The following is a 19,629-nucleotide window of genomic DNA, read 5'->3' as shown; positions in this document are numbered from 1 at the left end:
AAAGTCCCGTTCATAAAGCTTTCTCGTCCTGTTGCGGAGGAAGTGACCGACACAGTCTCACCACCCGAAGGACGCCTTCCCCTCATGCCATGCGAGGAAAGTCTCCTTCAGCCCTCACACAGGACAAAGGGCTCGCCGCACGCGACCGGCTCGATCAAGCGGCGGGTGTCCGGTCACCTCAGTCCGGGGGTTCGATCGGCACTTCGCCGCTGCCCGGCACGTCGTCGATCTCCTCGGTGCCGTGCGGGCCGATGTCACGGTTGGGCGCGCTCGGCACGTCGGTTTTCGGCTGGGTCTTGCGGAGGTCTCCGAGGTCTTCGTCGTCGTCCTGTCCGAAGCTCTTCTTGCTTTCCCTCATGTGTCCGGGGTACCCGCTCTCGACCGGATACGCCAGTTTTCAGGCGGCTTTCGCCGGTTTGCCGTCGAGCGTGACCAGCCCGTCGAGCAGGCCGAGCAGCAGTCCGTCCCTGGTGGACCACGGGCAGATGGCGACCTGGCCGCCGGAAAGCGTCAGCAGCGCCTCGGCGACGATCGCGCCCGCGAGCGCCTGGTGGGAACGCTGCCGCGAGATGCCCGGCAGTTCGGCGCGGCGTTTCGCCGGCAGTTTCGCCAGCCGCGGGATCCACGCGCGGAGGTCTTCGAGGTGCAGCTCCCGTGCGCGGGACGGCCTGTCGCCGGCGAGCCGGGCGAGTTGCCGCAGCACCTTGGAGCAGCCGACGGCGCGGTGATCGCGGATCTCCGGCAGCACGTCCTGCATCGCGTCGCGGACCTCGTCGAGGACGTGGTCCCGCATGGCCCACACGACCTTGGGCGACGGGCATTCGGTGGCGAACCAGTTCCGTGTGAGCGACCGGGCGCCGAGCGGCAACGAGTGCGCGAACTCGGCTTCCTCGGCGTTGCCCGCGGCGAGCTCGACGGTCCCGCCGCCGATGTCGAGCACCAGCAGCGCGCCGGCGGAAGCGCCGTACCACCGGCGCGCGCCGACGTAGGCCAGTTCCGCCTCACGGCGGCCGGTGAGAAACCGCAGGGTGACGCCGGTGGCCTTCGAGACGGCACAAACGACGTCCTTCACGTTGGCCGCGTCGCGGATCGAGGAGGTCGCGAGCGGATACACATTCTCGACGCCGTGCTTGGCCGCTGTCGTCATTCCGGCCTCGACCGCGCAGGAGACCGCGTCGATGCCGCGACGGCTCAGGTTCCCGGCTTCGTCGAGTTCCCGGTCCAGCCGCAGGCGCGTCTGGTGGCTCAGCACGGGATCGAGCGGTGAACCGCCCTTGGCCAGAACGACCAGCCGCGCACTGAACGACCCGACGTCCAGGACCGCGGCGGACGGCTCCTCGATCTGCTTGCGCACGCGAGGCACCTCACCTTCGTCGCGAACGTATTCCCCGAGATTTCCGTTTCACTCCTGATAATGGCCGATTTTCTTGCCGTTCAGGCGTGCTTAACGTTCTCTTTCCACCGAAACGCCGCTTTTCGACTACATCGGTGCAGGTGGAGGATACCGTAACGATACAGGTGAGAGGTTCGACGCCGCAGAGTGCCGTGACCTTCGGACGGACTACTCGACCAGTTCGCGCAACTTCGACACCTGCGCGACCCGGGCTTCGCGCCCCGGGAGCAGCGGGTTGACCACCAGTGTGGTGGCCCCGGCTTCGCGGAACGCGGCCAGCCGCTCCTTGATGTAGCCCGCGGGTCCGATCAGCGAGATCGCCTTGATCAGCTCCTTCGGCACCGCCGCGGCGGCCTCGTCCTTCTTGCCGTCCAGGTACAGGTCCTGGATGAGCTTGGCTTCGGCCTCGTAGCCGTAGCGCTGCGCGAGACTGTTGTAGAAGTTCTTGCCGCGGGCGCCCATCCCGCCGATGTACAGCGCGAGGTAGCCGCGCAGGTGGTCCAGCAGCTCGTCGACGTCGTCACCGATCGCCAGCGCGGTCCCCACGAAGGTGTCCAGCTCGCCCAGCGACGGGTCGCGCTTCGCCTTGCCCTCGGCCAGTGACGCACCCCAGACCTCGGCGGCCTTCTCGGGATGGAAGAAGATCGGCTCCCAGCCCTCGGCGAGTTCGGCGGTGAGCGCGACGTTCTTCGGGCCGATCGAGGCCAGCAGGATCGGAATTCGCTCGCGCACCGGGTGATTGATCAGCTTCAGCGGCTTGCCGAGGCCCGTGCCCTGCTCCGGCGGCAGCGGGATCGTGTAGTGCGTTCCGGAGTGCACGACCTTCTCCCGCCGCCACACCTGACGGCAGATGTCGATGATCTCCCGGGTCCTGCCCAGCGGCGCGTCGTACTTCACGCCGTGGAAACCCTCGATGACCTGCGGACCGGACGCGCCGATGCCGAGGGTGAACCGGCCGTCGGAGACGAAGTCGAGCCCGGCGGCGGTCATCGCGGTCAGCGTCGGCGTCCGCGTGTAGATCTGAAAGATGCCGGAGGCGATCTGGACCCGCTCGGTCTTCGCCGCGACGTAGCCGAGCTGGCTGACCGCGTCGAACGAGTAGGCCTCGGGGACGAAGACGATGTCCAACCCGGCCTTCTCCAGCTCGACGATGTCCGCCACGCTCTCGGCGAAGCCGCCGGCGTAGTTGATCGCGGTCCCGATCCTCATCCGCATCTCCTTACAAGTTACTGAGCGTTCGCTTAGCGATAGTATGCCCGGTGCGGGGCCGCCGCGAACTCGAGGAACCGGCGACGGAACTCCTCACCGCGCTCGGGCGGACACCCACTCCTTGACGACGTCGTCCAGCACTCGCAGCGGCAGGATCCCGTTGCTCAGCACGACCTCGTGGAAGTCCTTGATGTCGAACCGGTCGCCGAGCGCGGCCTCGGCCTCGGCGCGGATCCGCTCGATCTCCAGCCGCCCCACCATGTACGACAGCGCCTGCGCCGGATACGCGGCGTACCGGTCGATCTCGGCCTCGATCTCCACACGCGCCATCGGCGTGTGCTCGACCAGGTAGTCCACCGCCTGCTGACGGCTCCAGCCGAGCGCGTGCATCCCGGTGTCGACGACCAGGCGGCCTGCCCGCATCGAGTCCTGCGTGAGCATGCCGAACCTGGTCAGATCGCTGGAATACAAGCCCATCTCGTCGGCGAGGCGCTCCGAGTAGAGCCCCCAGCCTTCGACATAGGCGTTGACGTCGGCGTGGCTCCGCAGCATCGGCAACCCCTTGAGGTGGTGCGCGATGCAGATCTGGAAGTGGTGCCCCGGAACGGCTTCGTGGAAGGCGATCGCCTCACTCGTGTGCTTCGGGCGCTGCTCGGCCTCGTAGGTGTTCGCGTAGTACGTGCCCGGACGGGAGCCGTCGAGCGCGGCCTCCAGGTAGTACGCGAGCGTGCCGCCTGGCGCTTCCGCGGGCGGGACCGGCTCGACCTGGCACCGCTCCTCGGGAATGGTCGAGAACCATTGCGGGGCGACGACTTCGGCGCGGGCGATGGCGTCACGCGCGGCTTCGAGCAGTTCGTCGCCGTCTCGCCAGCGCAAGGCCGGGTCGGTGCGGAGCCGTTCGAAGATCTCGCCGAGATCTTCGATGCCGAAGACCTTCTCACCCAGCTCGCGATACTGGTCGGCCAATTTCGCGATCATGTCGAGCCCGGTGTCGTGCAGGTCCTGCGCGGTGCGGTCGGTGGAGGTATGCGCCCGGATCAGCGCGGCGTACTTCTCCTGCCCGCCCGGCAGCGCGCACAGCCCGGGCTTCTCCTCGGCCTTCGCGAGGGGACGCAGTTCGCCGTCGAGGAAGTCGCGGTACCGCCGGTACGCGGGCCGGACCACCTCGGCGAGCAGCCGGTCCCGTTCGGCTTCGTAGCCCTCCACGGCAACGGACGCGGTGAGCGCCAGCGGGTCACCCGCCTCGTCACCGAGATACCGCTCCACATAAGCGACACCGCCGTCCACGAGGAAGCCGGGTGGCACCAGTCCTTCGGCCGCCGCCGCACGCTGGCGCACGATCAACGCGTCCAAATAGGAGCCGAGTCCTTCCAGTCGTTCGAGGTAACCCCGGACCCGTTCCTCGTCGGACAGCGTCAGCATCGCGAGGTCGTTGAGGATGTACAACGCGGGCGAGGCCAGCCCGTCGCTGACCGAGATGTCGGCGAAACAGGAGTCGACCACGTCGATCATCGCCTTCGCCTGCTGGATCACGACCTCACGGGTGACCGCCTCGGCCGGGGAAAGTCCTTCGACGGCAAGGGCTTCGGCCCGCTCGGCGATAGCGACCGCCGACGCGCGCTGGGCGGCCGCGGCCGACGCGCTCGGGTCCGGCATCGCGCCGTGGTCACCGGGAAGCCCGAGCAGGGACCGCCACAGCGGGAATTCGTCGAATTTGAGTGACATCAGCTCGTCGGCGAGGCTGTTCGGCGTGTCGCCGTGGCCGGCGACCCAGTCGCGGACGACGCCGTCCAGCACCGAAAGCGGCAGCGATCCCCCGCAGAGCACGACGTCATGGAAAGCCTTGATGTCGAACCGGCTGCCCAGTGTCGACTCGGCTTCCTCGCGGATGCGCTGGATCTCCAGGCGTCCCACCATGTACGACAGCGCCTGACCGGGGAAGGCGATGTAACGGTCCACTTCGGACTCGATCTCGACCACCGCCATCGGCGTGTTCTCGGTGAGGAAGTCGATGGCCTGGCCACGGCTCCAGCCCAGCGCGTGCAGGCCGGTGTCGACGACCAGGCGTCCGGCGCGCATCGAGTCCATGGTCAGCATGCCGAGTTTCGCGACGTCGTCGGAGTACAGCCCCATTTCGTCGGCGAGACGCTCGGTGTAGAGACCCCAGCCCTCGGCGTACGCGGTGAAGTCGCCGACACGGCGCAGAAGCGGGAGCTCGGTGAGGCCCTGCGCGAGGCTCAGCTGGAAGTGGTGACCGGGGATGGCCTCGTGGAACGCCGTCGCCTCGGCCGCGTGCCGGAACCGCTCCTCCGCCTTGTGGGTGTTGGCGAAGTAGATCCCCGGCCGGGATCCGTCGACCGCGGGCCACATGTAGTACGCGGCGGGAGCACCGGGCGCGGATTCGGCGGGGACCGGCTCGACCTTCCACGGCTGCGGCGGGATCCGGCCGAACCACTTCGGCGCCTCGGCTTCGGCCCTGGTGATGGCCGCGCGGGCGGAGTCGAGCATTTCGTCGGCGCTGGACCAGCGCAGGGCCGGGTCGGTGCGGAGCTTGGCGAAGATCTCGGCGAGGTCGGTGATGCCGAACACGCGGGAGCCGTACTCGCGGTACTCGGCGGCGAGGTTCGCGATCACGTCGAGCCCGGTCTGGTGCAGCTCACGCGGGGTGCGAACGGTCGTGGTGTGCATCTCGGCGAGCAGGGCGTAGACGCGCTCGCCGTCGGGCAGCCAGCAGACGCCGGGCTTGTCCTCGGGACGGCCGTGCGGCGCGATCTCCTTCGCGAGCACCTCGCGGTACTCGGCGATCGCAGGCCGGACGGCGTCGTTCAGCAGGGCGGCGCGGCGGGTCTCGAAGTCGTCGTCGGGCGCGGGCTGGCGCAGCAGCGGGTCGGCCGACGGGTCGGCGAGATGCCGGTCGAGGTACGCGACGGTGGCGTCGACCAGGTAAGCGACCGGGACCAGGCCGCGGGCGACACCGTCACGATGGCGCTGGGCGGCCTGCCGCAGGTACTCGGGGATGGCGGCGATCCGCCCGAGATGCGCCTCCGCCTGCGCGTCCGTCCCGACCGACATCATCGGCAGCACGGTGAGCACCTCGGCGGCGGGCGAGATGAACAGGTCGCTGACGGTGAACTCGACGAACCGCGAGTCCAGCAGCGCGATCTTCGCCCGAGCTACCGCGATCAGGACGTCACGGGTGGTCTTCTCCTCCGCGCTCAATCCGTCGGTGCCGATGGCCTCGGCCCGCTCCACGAAACCGGACAGTTTCGCGCGGAAGGCGTCTCCCGCGGCCTCGCTGAGATCGGTGAGTCCGGACGATTCCGGACGAAAGCCCTGCAAAGCGGGCGTGACCGGCTCGGCGTCGAAGAGGGCTTCGACGAACTCGTCGGCGAGGGCGGAGACTTCGCTCATGTTTCTTCCCCAGTGATCGGTGGAGGCGGTATCCCCGACCCTAATGGAGACCACGTCCTACCGAAGCCGGGTTTTGCGGCACCCGGACGGCCTCTCCCGCGGTGCCGGGGCCGAGGCGGTAGCGTTCCCGGACGTGGCCGTGACCGATCCCGTGGATACCCGCCTGCTCGCCGCCCTCGCGGAGCTGGGCAAGGCGGCCGTGCACGAACTCGCGGCGAAGGTCGGCATGGACCCGCGTGAGGTCGCATACCGCCTGGTCGCCCTCTCGGGAAGCGGGTTGCCGCTGCTCGTGGGCGTGGAAAGTGACCCGAACGGGCTACGCGCCGCCATCGCCGCCTCTCCGCCTTCCTGGGCACAGCAGCAGCCCCAGCAGCGTCCGCCTGCTCAGGGGTCCGTCCAGGGCACCCCATCAGGGCCGTACAACGTCCAGGGGACGCCTTCGGGTCCGTACAACGTGCACGGAACGCCTTCGGGCCGCTACCCCGGCCCGCCGTCCGCCCCGGTGCGCCAGCCGATGGCACCGATGGCGCCGCCCCAGCAGCGTCCGCCCGCCCCGCCGCAGCAGTTCGCGCCCCCGATGGCGCCCGCCGACCCGGTGATGAGCACGTGGGGCGTCCCGCAGACCGCGTCCTGGGCTCGCGGCGACGAACAGCAAGTCACGCCGCGGCAGGTGCCGGAGGGCAAGAAGGGCCGGACCGGCGACGTCATGGAGACCCACGGCCTGGAGGGCGAGCAGCTCGCCGTCCAGCTGCTCGAGGTCCAGGACCCGGCGGACTACCTGTTCAGCGCGGCAGGCTACTCGCTGGAGGCCGGGGAACGGTCGGTCGTGGTGCACACCGAGATCACCAACCGCGGGAACACCCCGTTCGTCTCACTGCCGGACAACTACCTCGAACTGCTCACCGCGGACGGCAAGCCGATCACGAAGGCACCGGTCTCCCTGACCTCGCGGCCGCCGCACAAGATCGGCGTCCGGCCGGGCGAGACCCTCGGCGGTCACACCGTCTACGTGCTGCCGGACGCCACCCGGGTGGTCGCCGTGCGCTGGTCGCCCCGGCCGGAACCCGACGAGCGCACGCTGACCTGGTCGATCGACGACTAGTTCTCGTCCTGCAGGATGCGCAGCGCGTTGGCCAGGTCGTCCGGGTACTCCGACTCGAACTCGACCCAGCGCCCGTCGGACGGATGCGCGAAGCCGAGCGTCTTCGCGTGCAGCCACTGCCGGGAAAGCCCGAGTTTGCGCGCCAGCACCGGGTCCGCGCCGTAGGTCAGGTCGCCGACACACGGGTGCTTGAGCGCCGAGAAGTGCACGCGGATCTGGTGCGTGCGGCCGGTCTCCAGTTTGATCTGGGCCAGCGAAGCGGCGCGGAAGGCCTCGACGACCTCGTAGTGCGTGACGCTGGGCCGTCCGCCCTGTACGACGGCGAACTTGTAGTCGTGCCGGGGGTGCCGGTCGATCGGCGCGTCGATGGTGCCGCGCGTCGGATCCGGGTGACCCTGGACGATGGCGTGGTAGCCCTTGTCGACGGTGCGTTCCTTGAACGCCCGCTTCAGCACGGTGTACGCGTGCTCGCTCTTGGCCACGACCATCACGCCGGTGGTGCCTGCGTCCAGCCGGTGCACGACACCCTGGCGTTCGGCCGCGCCCGAGGTCGCGATCCGCAGTCCGGTGGCGGCGAGCCCGCCGACGACGGTCGGCCCGGTCCAGCCGGGGCTCGGATGCACGGCGACGCCGACCGGCTTCGAGATCACCACGATGTCATCGTCGTCGTGCAGGATCTTCATGCCGTCGACGTGTTCCGCGACGACCTCGATGGGCGAAGCCGGATCGGGAAGGGTCACTTCGAGCAGTCCACCGGCGGCCAGCCGGTCCGACTTCCCGGCGGGCCTGCCGTCGAGCAGGATCTCGCCGGATTCGGCCAGTTCCGCCACGACCGTGCGGGAAAGTCCCAGTAGTTTCGCCAGACCCGCGTCGACACGCATTCCGTCGAGCCCGTCGGGAACGGGCAGCATACGCGCGCTCATTCGGTTGCCGCTTTCTTCTTGTCCTTTGTAGACGATCCGTCGTAGTCCTTGCCTAGCAAGGAAAGAGTCACGATGAGCACTCCGCCGACGCAGATCGCGGAGTCGGCGACGTTGAAGATCGCCCAGCCCTGCCCGTTCGGCGCGAACGCGGAGATCATGTCGACCACGTGGCCCTGCAGCGGGCCCGGCGCGCGGAAGATCCGGTCGGTCAGGTTGCCGAGCGCGCCCGCCAGCACGAGGCCGAGGCCGATCGCCCAGCCGACCGAGCGCAGCCGCCGCGCCAGCCAGCTGATGGCGACCACGACCGCGGCCGCGACCAGCGCGAGCACCCAGGTCAGCCCGGTCGCCATCGAGAAGGCGGCGCCGGGGTTGCGCACGAGCTGGAAGTACACCAGCCCGCCGAGGAACTCGACCGGCTGCTTGCCCTCCAGCGTGGACACGGCGATCTGCTTGGTGAGGAGGTCGATCCCCCACAGCACCGCGGCGACGACGAACACCACGGCGACGCGCTTCTTGGGCAGCGGCGGCGACGGTGGCGCGGTTTCGGGCTCAGTACTCACTCACCCATTGTCCACTGAGCGTGCTCAGGTCTCCTCGGCGGCCGTCTTCGGCCTGCTCAGCAGCGCCGTGAACGCCCCGGCCAGCGCGACCAGCGACGACAGCACCAACGCGAGCTGTCCTTGGGCGAGCACCACCGCGCAGAGCACGAACGCCGCGGCCACGACCAGCACCAGCACGCTGCGGTCCAGCCAGGCGAGCAGGATCAGCCCCAGTGTCAGCAGGACCGCGCTCCGCGCGTCGCCGTCCATGTCGAGTTCCCAGTAGCCGACCAGATCCGCCAGCACGATGGCGACCAGGCCGCCGAGGGCGATCGCGAGGATCCTCCACCACCGCACGGGCTTCGTCCGCCAGGCATAGAACAGCACCGTGCCGAGGTAGACCGCGAGCACGGCGAACAGCCAGTTGTCCAGCCGGCTCATGCCGACGACCGAGACGGCGGACGCGGCCTCCCGGCTCATCTCCACGCCGTACAGGTTCTGGTAGTAACCCTGTTCGCCGCGGGGCGGGTAGCCCATCCAGCCCCCGGAGCGGCGCGGATCCCCGGCCAGCGCCACCACGATCAGCTGTGCGAATCCCAGCAACGCCAGCGGAAACCAGTAACGCGGTCGCTCGTTCCCCATGCGGGGTGAGGGTAGTGGGTCAGGCGCAGAACGGGGGCAGCTCCCGCGGATCGTTCTCCGGCACCCAGCGGCCCTCCGGCTTCTCGTACTGCCAGCGGGCGCCGCGGGCGACGATCTGACGCAGCGCCAGGACGACCCGGTCCACATGTTCGGTGGTGCTGCCGAGGCCAAGGCTGACCCGGACGGCCTGCTGGCCGGTCGAACCGGCGGCGGAGATCAGCCGCTTGGTGGCGACGTGCGCGCAGAACGCGCCGTCCCGCACGCCGATGCCGTACTCCGCGGACAGGACCGCGGCGAGCCAGCCCGGTTCGAAGCCGTCGACGACGAAGCTGAGCGTGCCGACCCGGTCGACCGGTGCGTCGAACAGCCGCAGTTCGGCGAAACCGGGGATGGCGGCGAGCCCACGCCGCAGCCGCGTCAGCAGTTCGTCTTCGTGGGCGACGATCGCGTCCCAGTTCCCGGAAAGCGTCTCGCAGGCGACACCGAGCGCGTAGACGCCGACGGTGTTGGGGGAACCGGCTTCGTGCCGCTCGGCGCCGGCGTTCCAGACCACGCCGAAGTCTTCGGAGTCGCGGGTGACGAGCTTCGTCGCGCCGCCACCGGCGAGGTACGGCTGGGCGGCACGCAGCCAGTCGGCGCGGCCGATCAGCGCACCGGCACCGAAAGGCGCGTACAGCTTGTGGCCAGACAGCGCGATGTAGTCGACGTCCAGTTTGCGCACGGAGATCTTGCGGTGCGGCGCGAGCTGCGCGGCGTCGAGCGCGATCCGGGCGCCATGCCGTCGCGCGACGGCGGCGATCTCCTTGACCGGCAACAGTTCCCCGGTCACGTTGGACGCGCCGGTGATGACGACCAGCCGCGGGCCCTGCGGGCAGTCGGCGAGCGCTTCGTCCACCGCGGACACCGCGGCGAGGCGGGTGCGGGGCGTCTCGATCCGGCGGACGTTCGGACCCTTCCACGGCAGCAGCGCGGCGTGGTGGTCGGTGTCGAACACGACGACCGACGTGTGCTTCGGCAGGCTGCGCGCGAGAAGGTTGAAGGAATCGGTGGTGTTGCGGGTGAACACGACGGTGTCGGTCGACCGCGCGTCGACGAAGTTCCGCAGGATTCCCCGCGTGCGCTCGTAAAGCTTGGTGGAGACCTGCGACGCGAATCCGGCGCCGCGGTGGACGCTGGCGTACCAGGGCAGGAATTCGTCGACCGCGTCACGCACCTTGTCCAGACAGGGAGCGCTCGCCGCGTGATCGAGGTTGGCGTACCCGATGTCGCCCCCGGTGACCAGCGGGACCCGCAGATCGGCGCACGCGACCGTCGGGATTTCGTGTGTGACAACGGTTTCCGCGACAGTGGCGGGGGTGCTGGTGCGTTCGAGAGCGAGTGTCATCGTCATCCTCCGGGCCAGGGGATCCCGACGAGGATCCCGCGCTTGCCCGTCGCACCACGCGACGAGCCAGGTCCTCACCCGGGGCACCCCACCGCGGAAGGAGGGTTGCCGGCCAGCTAGCCGGGGCTTGACGCTGACACTCGTGACCTACGAACGAAGTTAGCCGATGCACCGGCGATCAAGCCACCCCTTGCCCGCATGGTGAGACGCCGGTCACGCATTCCGCAACCGAGGAGAACCCCCGCAATTAGTCCTCTAGTTGCGGTAGTTGCGCGCGCAATTACCGCAACTAGAGGACTGATTGCGGGAGGTCAGACGCGGAATCGGCCGGGCAGGGGAATGGTCGAACGGGACGAGACCTCGGTCGCCGTACCCGAGTACTGATCGGTGCCCGCGGTGAACTGCCAGCCGCCGAAGATCTTGCGGTCGACGGCCTCGCCGTGGGCGTCGGCGACCTTGGTCGAGAGCTCGTCGTAGGACACGCCGTTCCAGTTGCCAGCGCCGACACCGAAGTCGCGCGAGTCGCCACCCTTGACGGTGGCTGTGGGCAGGGTCCACAGGGTGAAGTGCACGTGGGCGCCGGTACTGCGGCCACCACAGGGCAGCGCGTTTCCGGTCAGGCCGAGGGCGTCGCCCGGGACGACCCGCTGGCCGTCGGTGACCGAAATGTCCTCCATGTGGTAGTACCCGGTCCGCCAGCCACTCGCGTGGTCGATGGTCACCCAGTCGCCCCCGTCGCAGTGCTGAACTCGGACGGTGCCCGCCAGCGGCGCACGCACGGTCTTGTTCCCAGGACTGAAGTCGATGGCGTTTTTCACGCCGGAGGTGCCGTTGTCCGAGTGAATTCCCGCCGAGTAGACCGACTGACCCGTGTCGAACGGCAATCCGAACGCGGGAAACGCGCCGGCCGCGGAGGCTACCGGAGCGGAGAGAACCACCCCGACGAGTGCAGCCGCAGCCCCCAGAACGGCGAACCGTGCAGGAAGTTTCGTCACCTTGCGTACTCCTTAACCCGTGACACTCACCCATTCGATGGAGTCAATTGCGGGAAAGGTAGTCCAAAGGGGGACGAAGAGGAAGAAGTTTCTGAGATCAACCGACGAACAGCTGGTGCCGGTTCGTGACCTATTGGCCGGATTCGCCCTTCCACCTGGCGAGGCGACCGGCCCGGTCGACGGCACGGAGCCGTCGTTCGGCCGCGTCACGCGCGTCGGAGGTGGTCACGACGAGTAACTGATCGCGTTCCTGGAGCCGGGTGTTCTTGTTCGGCGTGAAGCCGGTGCCGTCCCGGACGAGCAGGCTGATCGTCGCCCCGACCGGAAGCCGCAGTTCGGCCAGGTAGACGCCGTGCATCTTCGACCCGGAGTTGATCCGGACCTGCAGGAGTTCGGCACCCATCTCATCGAGTGGCGCGGAGTCGACGTCGATTTCGTGCGCTTCGGTGTGCTGAGCCAGCCCGAGCACTCTCGCGAGCGGGGTCAGCGTCGCCCCCTGAAGCAGGGTCAGCACGATGACCAGCACGAACACCGCGTCGACCAGCTCCTGCGCGCCGGGCACGCCGGACGACAGCGGGATCAGTGCGAGCACGATCGGGACCGCCCCGCGTAACCCCGCCCAGGACAGGAACACCTGTTCTCGCCACGGGATCTTGAACGGCAGTGCCGACAGCACCACTGACAGCGGCCGGGCGAGCAACAGCACGACCGCGCCCGCGACCAGGCCCTGGACCAGGCTCTCGAAGATCCTGCTCGGCGATGCGAACAGGCCGAGCAGCACGAACAGCCCGATCTGCGCGAGCCAGCCGAGCCCTTCGGCGAAGGACAGTGTGTCCGACCGGTGCGGCAGCTTCGAATTCCCCAGCACCAGGGCGGCGACGTAGGTGGCGAGCAGGCCCGACGCGTGAGCCAGCTGCCCACTCGAGTACGCCACGACGCAGACCGCGACCGTGGCCAGCGGATACAGACCGGTGGCGGGAAGCGCCGCCCGGCGCAGCGCGAACGCCCCGCCCCAGCCGAAGGCCAAGCCGATCACCAGCCCGGCGCCGAGTTCGTAGACGACCAGCAGCGGCAGCGACCAGTCAACGGTCGTGCCCTCGGCGAGGACGACGACGGCGATGTAGGCCGGGGCGTCGTTGATCCCCGACTCGATCTCCAGCGCACCGACGAGCCGCTTCCCGATCCCCGCCGATCTCAGCACCGAGAAGACCGCGGCGGCGTCGGTCGACGCGAGCACCGCGCCCCACAGCAACGCCATCCGCCAATCCAGGCCCAGCAACCAATGCAGGGCCGCGCCGGTGACCGCGATACTCACCACGACGGCCACTGTGGACAGTGCGATTCCAATGCCCAGCGAGGGTTTCACGGCCGTCCACCGGGTGGTGAGACCACCTTCGGACAGGATCATCACCAGTGCGGCGAGGCCGAGCGACTGGGTGAGTTCAGGGTTGTCGTACTGGATGCCGAACCCGGCTTCGCCGAGCAGGACCCCCATCCCCAGGTAGAGCAGCAGCGAGGGAAGGCCGACCTTGATCGACACCCGGACGGCGATCACGGCGACGAGGAGAACCGCGCCACCGGTACCCAAGATGAACGGGAGCTGTTCCATGTCGCCTCCCGTCCGGCCGCCGTGAGGCCTCCAGAATAGTGAGGCGGTGATCGTCACACCTTCGTGCACCGCTCGACGGCGAGCCGAACGGACTGTGTTACAGACTGTCCTTTACGGACTCCGCAGGGCCATCAGGTCGACACCTAGTTCCGCGAAGGGTTTCGCCGCCGCGGGCAGGACCTTCACCGCTCGGTTGCCCTCACGCGACAACCAGCCGGCACTCACTCCGTGGGACAGTAACGCCGCGGGGACCCGGCCCGCCAAATGATCACGGCGGACTGTCCAATCCAGACAGTCGCGGAGCATCGGACGGCGGCTATCGGCGATCTCCACCCCGAGTGTGCCGAGCACGTCGCGCCCGCGACCGGTCAACGTCAGGCCGTCGGCCTCGTCGATCAGCCCGGCGGCGAGCATCCCGTCCCGCAGCGCGACCCCGACCGTCCCGGCGAGGTGGTCGTAGCAGGTCCGGGCGAACTCGAGCCGCTTCACCCGGACCGACGACCGCAGCCCCTTCACCGGGCGGTGTTCGGCGTGCTGCGCCAAATGCTCGATCAGCTCCGCCACCCGGGGATCGGCGATCCGGACGTAGCTGTGCCGCCCCTGTTTGACCCGGACGACGAACCCGGCCTCGGTCAGCTTCGTCACGTGCTCGCTCGCCGTCGACGCGGCCACTTCGGCCGCTCCGGCCAGCTCGGTCACCGTCCAGGCACGCCCGTCGAGCAGCGCGAGGCACATCGACGCGCGGCTCGGATCGGCGAGCACGGCCGCGACCTCGGCCAAGGCGATCGTTTCCATGCGCTCACCGTAGAAGACCCACAGTTCGGCACGGACCGAAATATCAGCCCGCCAGGAACCTCGCCGCCAGCTGGACCGCGGGTTCGGAGTCGTTGGCGCCTTCGAGCATGACGGCGAACGCGACGTCTCCCCGGTAGCCGACGAACCAGCCGTTGGCGTCGGCACCCGAGCCGAACTGCGCGGTCCCGGTCTTGCCGAAGACGTTTCCGCTGCCCTTCAACGCCTTCGCGGTCCCCGTCGTGCAGACCTCGCGCATCATCGCCCGGACCTGGTTCAGCACCCCGGCAGGCGGGGCCTGGTAGCCGGCGTTGACGTTGGTCTCCAATCCCTGCCACAGCTTCGGCACCACCGGTTTCCCCGTCGCGACCGTGGCGGCCATGAGCGCCGCGCCCAACGGGCTGACCTGCACCTTTCCCTGTCCGATCCCGGCCTCGACTTGCTCGTCGGCGCTACTCGACGGTTCGACCTTCCCGGTTTCGGTGGCCAGTCCCGGGATCTCGAAGTCGGCGTTGAGGCCTAGCTGGCTCGCGGCCTTCGCGAGGCCGTCGGCAGGCAGTTGCCCGGCGAGCCGCCCGAAGGTCGTGTTGCACGATGCGGCGAACGCCGTCTTCAGCGAAACAGTCCCCAGGTCGAAACCGTTTTCGTTCATGAGTGTGCGGGTCCGGATCTGCTCACTCCCAGGGCAGGCCATCGGCGAGTCGGCGGAGACCCCGCCCTGCTGCAGCGCCGCGGTCGCCGTGGCGATCTTGAACGCCGAACCCGGTGCGTACAGGCCGCTGAGCGCTTTCGGCTGGTTGCCCGCCGCCGCGTTCTGAGCGACCGCCAGCAGGTCACCGCTGGTTTTCATCGCGACGATGATCGCCGAACCTTGAAGGCCGTCGACAGCCTTCTGCGCGGCACTCTGGGACGCCACGCTCAAGGTCGAGACCAGCGGCTGGCCGGCTTCTTCGGCCTGGCCGAAGAGTGTTTCGACCGGTTTGCCGGAAGCGTCGACGCGCGACACGGTGACGGTGGCCGGGGTCCCGGTTCCGCCGTTCTGCTCGGACGCGACCTTGGACAGCGCCCCCTGCAGGATCGGCGCGACACCCGCCGCGTCACCGCCGACGAGAGCCTTGCCCTCCCTGTCGGCCACGACCGGCTTGGCCGAAACGGGCGCGACGGAGAGCCACTGACCGGCTTCGAGTTTCGGGTGGATCACCGACATCGCCCAGCGAACCACCCATTTCCCGGCGTTGCGGACCAGGTCCAGCTTGCCCTCGTACTTCCAGACGCTGTTGCCCGTGAAGGTCCAGGAGGCGTGGAAGGTGGCCGACGTGCTGGTCGCCTCCCCCGGCGTCGTCGGGACCTCGCCGAGGGCCGCTTCGACCGCCGTCGGGGTGAGCGCGCCGCGCGCCGCGGACAGCGCCGCGGTGGCCGCCGGCGGGTCATCGACCGGGGCGGTGTTCAGGTCGCCGGCCTCGAACTGCCGCAGGAACCGGGCGGCGACCCGCGCCGGGCTCTCCTGCGCTGTCCCGGTGGGCTCCCCCGGGCCACCGGTGGCGGCGGGCGCCTGATCCTCCTTGACCAACAGCACCACCGCGGCCACCACGATGGCGACGACCGCCAGCGCGGCGCCGATCAGGATCCCTCTTTTCCGGCCAGGACTCATGGACTCGTTCTCCCCCAGTGCGGCACGTCCTTCACGCGCTCCGGGTCAGCCTGCCGATTTCCTCCGCGCAAGGCCGTTTCCCAGCGAGAAAGCGACGGTTCCGAATCCGTTTCGTGATCCCGGTGGTCCAGACCGCGTTCTGGATGAGATGAACGGGACTTTCATGGCAAATTTGCCATGAAAGTCCCGTTCATCTCACTCTCGGAGTCAGGCTTTGGCGACCGCCACGGTCACCTTGGTTCCCTCCCCGACCGTCCCGGCCGAGCCGTCGGCGACGGTACCGTAGGCCACCGAAGTCGCCAGGGTCTCCGAAGCGATGAACTCCTCGTGCGTGGTCGCGGCCGTGACCACGTCCTCCGGCGCGTCGACGGTGAGCGCGATCCGGTCGGCGACGTCGAGACCCGCGTCCCGGCGGGCCTGCTGGACGACCCGGACCAGGTCGCGGGCCAGGCCCTCGGCCGCCAGTTCGTCGGTGACCTCGGTGTCGATCAGCACCAGACCCGCTCCGCCCGGCAGTTCCGCGGCCGCACCGCCGCCCTTGGCGACCAGGCGCCGCTCGTACTCACCTTCGATGAGTTCGATGCCGGCGGCCACGACGGCTCCGCTCTCCGACGTCGTCCATTCGCCCGCCTTGACGGCCTTGATCACCGTCTGGACGTCCTTGCCCAGCCGCGGCCCGGCGGCGCGGGCGTTGACCGCGACCTCGAACCCGCCGTGCGTGGCGACCTCCGTGGTCAGTTCGACGGACTTGACGTTGACCTCGTCGCGCAGGATGTCGGTGAACTCGCGCAGCGAATCCGCCTCGTCCGCGGCGACGACCAGTTTGGCCAGAGGCAACCGGACCCGCAGCTTGTTCGACTTCCGCAGCGAAAGCGCCGAAGAGGCCACCTGACGCACCCGGTCCATCGCCGTCACCAGCGCCGCGTCGGCGGGCAGGTCGAGCGAGTTCGGCCAGTCGGTCAAGTGGACCGAACGGCCACCGGTCAGCCCACGCCAGACGACCTCCGCTGTCAGCGGCAGCAACGGCGCCACCACCCGCGACGTCACCTCCAGCACGGTGTGCAGGGTGTCGATCGCGTCCTGCTCACCCGCCCAGAACCGGTCGCGCGACCTGCGCACGTACCAGTTCGTCAGCACCTCGAGGAAGTCACGGACGGTCGAGCAGGCACCGGCGACGTCATAGGTGTCGAGCGCGTGCTCGACGTCGGTCACCAGTTCGTGCGTCTTCGCCAGCGCGTACCGGTCGAGGACGTGCTTGGAATCCGTGCGCCACTGGCCTTCGACGCCCTCGGCGTTCGCGTAGAGCGCGAGGAAGTAGTACGAGTTCCACAGCGGCAGCACGGCCTGGCGGACAGCGTCGCGGATGCCCTTGTCGGTGACGATCAGGTTCCCGCCGCGCAGGATCGGGCTCGCCATCAGGTACCAGCGCATCGCGTCGGAACCGTCTCGGTCGAAGACCTCGTTGACATCCGGGTAGTTGCGCAGCGACTTGGACATCTTCTGGCCGTCCGAGCCCAGCACGATCCCGTGCGAGATGCAGGTGCGGAACGCCGGCCGGTCGAACAGCGCGGTCGCCAGCACGTGCAGCAGGTAGAACCAGCCGCGCGTCTGCCCCATGTACTCGACGATGAAGTCGCCCGGGTAGTGGTGCTCGAACCACTCGGTGTTCTCGAACGGGTAGTGCACCTGGGCGTAGGGCATCGAGCCCGAGTCGAACCAGACGTCGAACACGTCCTCGATCCGGCGCATGGTGGACTTCCCGGTCGGGTCGTCCGGGTTGGGCCGGGTCAGCTCGTCGATGAACGGCCGGTGCAGATCCTCCAGCCGCACGCCGAAGTCACGCTCGAGTTCTTCGAGCGAGCCGTAGACGTCCGTGCGCGGGTACGCCGGGTCGTCCGACTGCCACACCGGGATCGGCGTGCCCCAGTAGCGGTTCCGGGAGATCGACCAGTCGCGGGCGTTCTCCAGCCACTTGCCGAACTGGCCGTCCTTGACGTTCTCCGGGTACCAGGTGATCTGCTGGTTCAGCTCGATCATCCGGTCCTTGAACTCGGTCACCGCGACGAACCACGACGAGACGGCGCGGTAGATCAGCGGGTTCCGGCAGCGCCAGCAGTGCGGGTACGGGTGTTCGTAGGTCTCGTGGCGCAGCAGCACCGCGCCCTGGCGACCGGCGGAACCGGTGCCGTTCTTGAGATCCTTGATGATGTTCGGATTCGCGTCGAACACCTGCTGGCCCGCGTAGTCCGGCACGGTGGCGTCGAACTTGCCCTGCGCGTCGACCGGCGTGACCGGGGCGATCCCGACGGCGTCGGTGACGGCCTTGTCCTCTTCACCGTAGGCGGGCGCGATGTGCACGACACCGGTGCCGTCTTCGGTGGTGACGTAGTCCGCGGACAGCACACGGTGGGCGTTCTCGTGCCCGGCGAAGTACGGGAACGGTGGGGCGTAACGGGTTCCGAGCAGCTCGGTGCCGGTGTAGTGCCCGACGACTGTCGGCTCCTCGCCGAGCTCGCGGGCGTACGACGCGACGCGTGCTTCGGCGAGCAGGAACCGCTTGCCGTCCTGTTCCGCCGACTCCACCACGACGTACCGGACATCCGGGTGCACCGCGGTCGCAAGGTTGGACGGCAGCGTCCACGGCGTCGTCGTCCAGATCAGCAGATAGGTGCCGTCGAGCTCGTTGTCGTTGCCCTCCAAGCGGAACCCGACCGTGACGGCCGGGTCCTGGCGGCTGGCGTAGACCTCGTCGTCCATGCGCAGCTCGTGGTTGGACAGCGGGGTCTCGTCGCGCCAGCAGTAGGGCAGGACGCGGTAGCCCTCGTAGACGAGGCCCTTGTCCCACAGCTGCTTGAACGCCCAGAGCACCGACTCCATGTACGTGACATCGAGCGTCTTGTAGTCGTTGTCGAAGTCGACCCAGCGGGCCTGGCGGGTGACGTAGTCCTGCCATTCGCCGGTGTAGCGCAGCACGGACTCGCGGCACGCGTCGTTGAAGACGTTGATGCCCATGGCGTCGATCTCGGACTTCTCGGTGATCCCGAGCTGGCGCATGGCTTCGAGTTCGGCGGGCAGACCGTGCGTGTCCCAGCCGAAGCGGCGCTCGACGCGCTTGCCCTTCATGGTCTGGTAACGCGGCACCAAGTCCTTCACGTACCCGGTGAGAAGGTGACCGTAGTGCGGAAGACCGTTGGCGAACGGCGGGCCGTCGTAGAAGACGTACTCGTTCGAGCCATTGCTCCCGGCTTCGCGGGCATCGATCGAGGCCTGGAAAGTCCGATCGGACTCCCAGTACGCGAGGACGCGCTTTTCCGACTCGGGGAACGAAGGCTGGGACGGGACGCCGGTCTCGCCGTCCATCTGTGCCTTGGGATACATCTTCGGTGCTCCTCGCGGTTCGTCTCTCTCGTACGGGCTCGCACCCACACGGGGACGAGACGGCCGTTTCCGGCGCGTTCCGCGGTACCACCCCGCTTGCCCGGCCGGTGGTGTTCCGGCTGGGCCGCTCATTCGACGGCTGTGACGGGCCGTACCCGTCCGGTTCTACTGGGGGCGCGGACGCCCTGTTCTTCCGGAGGCTCCCCGGTGATGACCGGATCGGTGCCAGTTGACTCAAGGGTAGCGCGCGGGGGCAACCGGGTTGTCGGGGTGGGGTCGGGAGACGCAACGCCCTTCCCCGGTCTCGCTCCGGCGAGTCCACTGGCGACGGGTTCGCCTCTCGGAAATGAGCTGGACCGGGCCGACCCACGCGGAGTCGCCGTCCGTGCGGACGGCCCGTATCTGGAACCGCCCCTTCTCGATCGCGATCTCGGCCTGCTCCGGCGTCCCGCCGGCCGGATACTCGCCGAGCAGGTCCGCCTCGGAATCCGCAGCAGGCCAGCGGAGGAAGGTGTGCTGCTCCGGGAGATAGCAGGTAGTGACCGGGGTCGTCGCCGAGAACCAGACCCAGCGCTTCGCCGATAGGGACAGTGGCCGCGAG

General features: G+C 68.8%; 14 protein-coding genes and 1 riboswitch. Of the genes, 1 reads left to right on the top strand and 13 read right to left on the bottom strand.

Annotated features, from left to right (window positions below; genetic code table 11):
* Positions 1-178 precede the first annotated feature (178 nt).
* From ACM6LU_RS14175 to ACM6LU_RS14160, 4 genes are all read right to left on the bottom strand, one after another.
* Positions 179-358 carry a hypothetical protein gene (locus ACM6LU_RS14175; protein ID WP_414938120.1) on the bottom strand — a complete coding sequence of 60 codons (180 nt, stop codon included), beginning with the start codon at positions 356-358 and terminating at the stop codon, positions 179-181.
* Positions 359-397: 39 nt separating this feature from the next.
* Positions 398-1,354: a Ppx/GppA phosphatase family protein gene (locus tag ACM6LU_RS14170; protein WP_414938119.1), complete on the bottom strand. Its 957-nt coding sequence runs from the start codon at positions 1,352-1,354 to the stop codon at positions 398-400.
* Between the two features lie 207 nt (positions 1,355-1,561).
* A complete protein-coding gene (locus ACM6LU_RS14165) occupies positions 1,562-2,602 on the bottom strand; it encodes an LLM class F420-dependent oxidoreductase (protein WP_414938118.1) in 1,041 nt (346 codons plus the stop codon).
* A gap of 93 nt (positions 2,603-2,695) precedes the next feature.
* Positions 2,696-6,013, bottom strand: coding sequence for a DUF885 domain-containing protein (locus ACM6LU_RS14160; protein WP_414938117.1), 3,318 nt, complete (start codon positions 6,011-6,013; stop codon positions 2,696-2,698).
* Positions 6,014-6,146: 133 nt separating this feature from the next.
* On the opposite strand from ACM6LU_RS14160, the gene ACM6LU_RS14155 reads away from it, so the two are divergent.
* Positions 6,147-7,115 (top strand): AsnC family protein, encoded by a 969-nt coding sequence (locus ACM6LU_RS14155; RefSeq protein WP_414938569.1) that lies wholly within the window; start codon positions 6,147-6,149, stop codon positions 7,113-7,115.
* Here the strand turns inward: ACM6LU_RS14155 and ACM6LU_RS14150 are convergent.
* The 9 genes from ACM6LU_RS14150 to ileS form a co-directional block, all read right to left on the bottom strand.
* Positions 7,112-8,038 carry an RluA family pseudouridine synthase gene (locus ACM6LU_RS14150; RefSeq protein WP_414938116.1) on the bottom strand — a complete coding sequence of 309 codons (927 nt, stop codon included), beginning with the start codon at positions 8,036-8,038 and terminating at the stop codon, positions 7,112-7,114. The genes ACM6LU_RS14155 and ACM6LU_RS14150 overlap by 4 nt on opposite strands.
* Positions 8,035-8,598: a signal peptidase II gene (gene lspA, locus ACM6LU_RS14145; RefSeq protein WP_414938115.1), complete on the bottom strand. Its 564-nt coding sequence runs from the start codon at positions 8,596-8,598 to the stop codon at positions 8,035-8,037. Before lspA ends, ACM6LU_RS14150 begins: the two co-directional genes overlap by 4 nt.
* A 24-nt stretch (positions 8,599-8,622) precedes the next feature.
* On the bottom strand, positions 8,623-9,219 hold the full coding sequence (locus ACM6LU_RS14140) for a hypothetical protein (protein ID WP_414938114.1): 597 nt from the start codon (positions 9,217-9,219) through the stop codon (positions 8,623-8,625).
* Between the two features lie 19 nt (positions 9,220-9,238).
* On the bottom strand, positions 9,239-10,603 hold the full coding sequence (locus tag ACM6LU_RS14135; RefSeq protein WP_414938113.1) for an aminotransferase class V-fold PLP-dependent enzyme: 1,365 nt from the start codon (positions 10,601-10,603) through the stop codon (positions 9,239-9,241).
* Between the two features lie 33 nt (positions 10,604-10,636).
* A riboswitch (SAM riboswitch) is annotated at positions 10,637-10,751 on the bottom strand.
* Between the two features lie 163 nt (positions 10,752-10,914).
* Positions 10,915-11,598, bottom strand: a complete 684-nt coding sequence (locus ACM6LU_RS14130) for a M23 family metallopeptidase (protein WP_414938112.1) — start codon at positions 11,596-11,598, stop codon at positions 10,915-10,917.
* A gap of 130 nt (positions 11,599-11,728) precedes the next feature.
* On the bottom strand, positions 11,729-13,207 hold the full coding sequence (locus ACM6LU_RS14125; RefSeq protein WP_414938111.1) for a potassium/proton antiporter: 1,479 nt from the start codon (positions 13,205-13,207) through the stop codon (positions 11,729-11,731).
* A gap of 111 nt (positions 13,208-13,318) precedes the next feature.
* Entirely contained in the window at positions 13,319-14,002 is a 684-nt protein-coding gene (locus ACM6LU_RS14120; protein ID WP_414938110.1) for an ArsR/SmtB family transcription factor, read from the bottom strand.
* 43 nt (positions 14,003-14,045) lie between these two features.
* A complete protein-coding gene (locus ACM6LU_RS14115; protein WP_414938109.1) occupies positions 14,046-15,650 on the bottom strand; it encodes a penicillin-binding transpeptidase domain-containing protein in 1,605 nt (534 codons plus the stop codon).
* Positions 15,651-15,857: 207 nt separating this feature from the next.
* Entirely contained in the window at positions 15,858-19,028 is a 3,171-nt protein-coding gene (gene ileS, locus ACM6LU_RS14110) for an isoleucine--tRNA ligase (protein WP_414938108.1), read from the bottom strand.
* Between the last annotated feature and the right edge of the window lie 601 nt (positions 19,029-19,629).

Source organism: Amycolatopsis sp. cmx-11-51 (assembly GCF_047608665.1).
Classification (GTDB): domain Bacteria; phylum Actinomycetota; class Actinomycetes; order Mycobacteriales; family Pseudonocardiaceae; genus Amycolatopsis.
This window is presented reverse-complemented; position numbering and strand designations above follow the sequence as displayed.

Bases quoted from the DNA above. Each gene is read 5' to 3' on its own strand.
- ACM6LU_RS14140 (WP_414938114.1), bottom strand. From the start codon at position 9,219: ATGGGGAACGAGCGACCGCGTTACTGGTTTCCGCTGGCGTTGCTGGGA.
- ACM6LU_RS14125 (WP_414938111.1), bottom strand. From the start codon at position 13,207: ATGGAACAGCTCCCGTTCATCTTGGGTACCGGTGGCGCGGTTCTCCTC.
- ACM6LU_RS14160 (WP_414938117.1), bottom strand. From the start codon at position 6,013: ATGAGCGAAGTCTCCGCCCTCGCCGACGAGTTCGTCGAAGCCCTCTTC.
- ACM6LU_RS14115 (WP_414938109.1), bottom strand. From the start codon at position 15,650: ATGAGTCCTGGCCGGAAAAGAGGGATCCTGATCGGCGCCGCGCTGGCG.
- ACM6LU_RS14175 (WP_414938120.1), bottom strand. From the start codon at position 358: ATGAGGGAAAGCAAGAAGAGCTTCGGACAGGACGACGACGAAGACCTC.
- ACM6LU_RS14120 (WP_414938110.1), bottom strand. From the start codon at position 14,002: ATGGAAACGATCGCCTTGGCCGAGGTCGCGGCCGTGCTCGCCGATCCG.
- ileS (WP_414938108.1), bottom strand. From the start codon at position 19,028: ATGTATCCCAAGGCACAGATGGACGGCGAGACCGGCGTCCCGTCCCAG.
- ACM6LU_RS14165 (WP_414938118.1), bottom strand. From the start codon at position 2,602: ATGAGGATCGGGACCGCGATCAACTACGCCGGCGGCTTCGCCGAGAGC.
- ACM6LU_RS14135 (WP_414938113.1), bottom strand. From the start codon at position 10,603: ATGACACTCGCTCTCGAACGCACCAGCACCCCCGCCACTGTCGCGGAA.
- ACM6LU_RS14150 (WP_414938116.1), bottom strand. From the start codon at position 8,038: ATGAGCGCGCGTATGCTGCCCGTTCCCGACGGGCTCGACGGAATGCGT.